The 2,621-nt window shown below is 33.4% G+C and carries 3 protein-coding genes and 2 pseudogenes; all 5 read right to left on the bottom strand.

Annotated features, from left to right (window positions below):
• Positions 1-226 precede the first annotated feature (226 nt).
• On the bottom strand, positions 227-1,009 hold the full coding sequence (locus ACFIL3_RS09560) for a type IV secretion system protein (RefSeq protein WP_375682164.1): 783 nt from the start codon (positions 1,007-1,009) through the stop codon (positions 227-229).
• Complete coding sequence (locus ACFIL3_RS09555) at positions 1,006-1,149, bottom strand: TrwH protein (protein ID WP_273790050.1); 144 nt, start codon at positions 1,147-1,149, stop codon at positions 1,006-1,008. Before ACFIL3_RS09555 ends, ACFIL3_RS09560 begins: the two co-directional genes overlap by 4 nt.
• Positions 1,150-1,327: 178 nt before the next feature.
• Positions 1,328-1,579 (bottom strand): annotated as a pseudogene (locus ACFIL3_RS09550) (type IV secretion system protein); the annotation flags it as partial.
• Positions 1,580-1,793: 214 nt separating this feature from the next.
• Complete coding sequence (locus ACFIL3_RS09545) at positions 1,794-2,537, bottom strand: type IV secretion system protein (RefSeq protein WP_375682163.1); 744 nt, start codon at positions 2,535-2,537, stop codon at positions 1,794-1,796.
• A pseudogene (locus ACFIL3_RS09540) lies at positions 2,534-2,621 on the bottom strand (TrwH protein); the annotation flags it as partial. The gene ACFIL3_RS09545 and the pseudogene ACFIL3_RS09540, both read right to left, overlap by 4 nt.

Genomic DNA, 2,621 nt, shown 5'->3' with positions numbered 1-2,621 from the left:
GATCAATTTTATTGAAAAGTTGCGTGAACACTGTAAAGTCCATGGAATTCCTCTTTAACGAATTTTCAACTTTTTATCACCTTGGAACATAGATATATGCTAAACGCCTCATTTTCATTTATACATTACCTAAGTGTTTTCAGCACGATATCTTGGCTTTGATAAAATCTTTGTGCCTCTCTTAATTGTTCAGAGAGTACTGAACCTTCTACATCGGCTTTTGTTTTCATCGTATGATAGGCATCCCTTTTTTTTCATGATCAAAAATTTTCATATCAAGTTCGCGTCTTTTCCTTTTGATAAGTGATTTCTCAGCCTTACGTAAATGTGCTACCATTTGTACCTTTATAGATTCATTTTGGATCATGGCTAACGAACCATCGATATGTGCTTGAAGATCTGCAATATCTTTCAGGTTTTCTTTTGTTTGAAGTTCATTAAATAGATTTTTGAGGTATTGAAAACGATTTTCTACGTTTTCAAAACTTTTTAAAGTTATAGCTTTATCTAGTATTGAGAAAAATTCTAAACGCTCAAAAAGCAACGTGCCCATTCGATCAAAAGGCTCAGAAATTTTGTTTTCGTCCTCTAATACCTCTTGATATGATTCTCTTGAAAGCTTATCACTCTTATAGAACGATTCTGGTTCTTTGAGAAAAAAACTAGAAAAATCTATAGTTTTAGGTCCAATTTTTTGACTATTTGTTATAGCCTGATAGGTTTTTTCTGTTTGCGAAAGTTGTTCTTTTTTCAACTCAAGCTGTTTTTTTAAGAGCTCAATAATTTCCCCTTTTTTTAATAGATTAATAAGCTCCAGATATTCTGCTGGTAGAGCAGATTGTGGCGGTGAAGCAGGTGAACTCTGTTTAGTATGTGATTCCGAAGGAATCTGTGCGCTTAAAAAACTTTCCCATATGCGAGTAGATATATCATCAATATCGTTTGCATGTGCCAAATTTATCATTTCCAAAAGGGTAATCATTCCTGTTATAATAAATCGCTTTTTCATCTGTCTCCTCGCTTGATTTCGGCAGGGATTGTTTTATTAATAGGCACGCGGTTCCTATCATTGGGCTGTTTTAGCTTTGGTGCTAATGCACAAGCCGATAAAAGGTTTGCAATCAAAATTATAAGTATGATCGACTTCATTTTGATATGACTCTTTTTACTGTTATACACATTCTGATGTTTATTGTCATTATTATAATTTTGACACTAAAGTAAAGTACGTTGTGTGTAATTATTTTACTTTTTTATTCCATTTTAATTTATGAAAATAGCTCAATTTCAGTGCAAATATTTTTTACTTTAGGATTGGATATCTTGGTTGATAAAGTCCTGTGGTAAGAGCTATTGAAGTAATAATACTTATCCGTAGGAAACGGTTTACGAATCCGGAGAGAGGCATATCGATAGCGCCCCGGATGATGAGCCATCCGTAGATGATGAAAGCGATTGTGATACCGATTGATACAAAGGGTGTAATTGTAACAATTGCTTTTGAGGAAATATCCGTGACATATGTTTTTGTTATCTGATCAATTTTATTGAAAAGTTGCGTGAACACTGTAAAGTCCATGGAATTCCTCTTTAACGAATTTTCAACTTTTTATCACCTTGGAACATAGATATATGCTAAACGCCTCATTTTCATTTATACATTACCTAAGTGTTTTCAGCACGATATCTTGGCTTTGATAAAATCTTTGTGCTTCTCTTAATTGTTCAGAGAGTACTGAACCTTCTACATTGGTTTTTGTTTTCATGAAAAAAAGCAAATGCTGTAAAAAGCTTTATTGGTTAGATCTTATTATAGGCATATTTTTGTAGTTAGAGGCTACAATTTTTCTGTACAATTTACGTTTTTGTATTTCGATAAGAGTCTCTTCGTCATCGCTTAAATTTCTGACCATTTGTAGCTTTGTATATTCATTTTGGATCATGGCTGACATGGTCTTGATGCGTGTTTGCAGTTCGAAAACTTCTTTGAGATCTTTTGTTTTATTTATCTTATCTAAGAAATCGTTCATTTGTTTAAAGCGGTTCTCTGCGTCTTGGAAAGTTTGAAAACTTACAGCTTTTTCGACAATTCCACTATATTTAAGACGCGTATTAATTGTTTCGCGCATTTGGTCATACGGCAAATTCTGGAAGCCGTACCTTTTCTCTTCGAGAATAATCTCATTAAATCTTTTTTTAAATTCCCCAGTAGTTATGTTTTGGTAGTTTGTCTGTGTGTTTGGGTAGATAGAAAACAAATCTTGTATGAAAGAATTCTTGTTTTCTCCTATTGTTGGTTTTTGTATCCTATTTCCTGTTATAGACTGATGAATTTTTTTCGCGTTTTCGATCTGGTTTTCGTTTGTTTTAATTTGTTGTTCTAACAACTTAATAATTTCCAGATATTCTGCTTTTGAAAAAGGACTTTTAACAGTTGAACTTTGTGTCCCAGAACCCCAACTAAAGTTAGACGTTAGAGTTAAATTTATCATCCCCAAAAGGGTAATCATTCCTGTTATAATAAATCGCTTTTTCATCTGTCTCCTCGCTTGATTTCGGCAGGGATTGTTTTATTAATAGGCACGCGGTTCCTATCATTGGGCTGTTTTAGCTTTGGTGCT

Origin of the sequence: Bartonella sp. CE47NXGY (assembly GCF_042195415.1) — a bacterium.
GTDB lineage: Bacteria > Pseudomonadota > Alphaproteobacteria > Rhizobiales > Rhizobiaceae > Bartonella.
The sequence above is the reverse complement of the archived record's forward strand: the minus strand, read 5'-3'. Positions and strand labels throughout refer to the sequence as shown.

What these genes read in the sequence shown, in the direction of transcription:
- ACFIL3_RS09560 (WP_375682164.1), bottom strand. Translation starts at nt 1,009, where the DNA reads ATGAAAAAGCGATTTATTATAACAGGAATGATTACCCTTTTGGAAATG.
- ACFIL3_RS09555 (WP_273790050.1), bottom strand. Translation starts at nt 1,149, where the DNA reads ATGAAGTCGATCATACTTATAATTTTGATTGCAAACCTTTTATCGGCT.
- ACFIL3_RS09545 (WP_375682163.1), bottom strand. Translation starts at nt 2,537, where the DNA reads ATGAAAAAGCGATTTATTATAACAGGAATGATTACCCTTTTGGGGATG.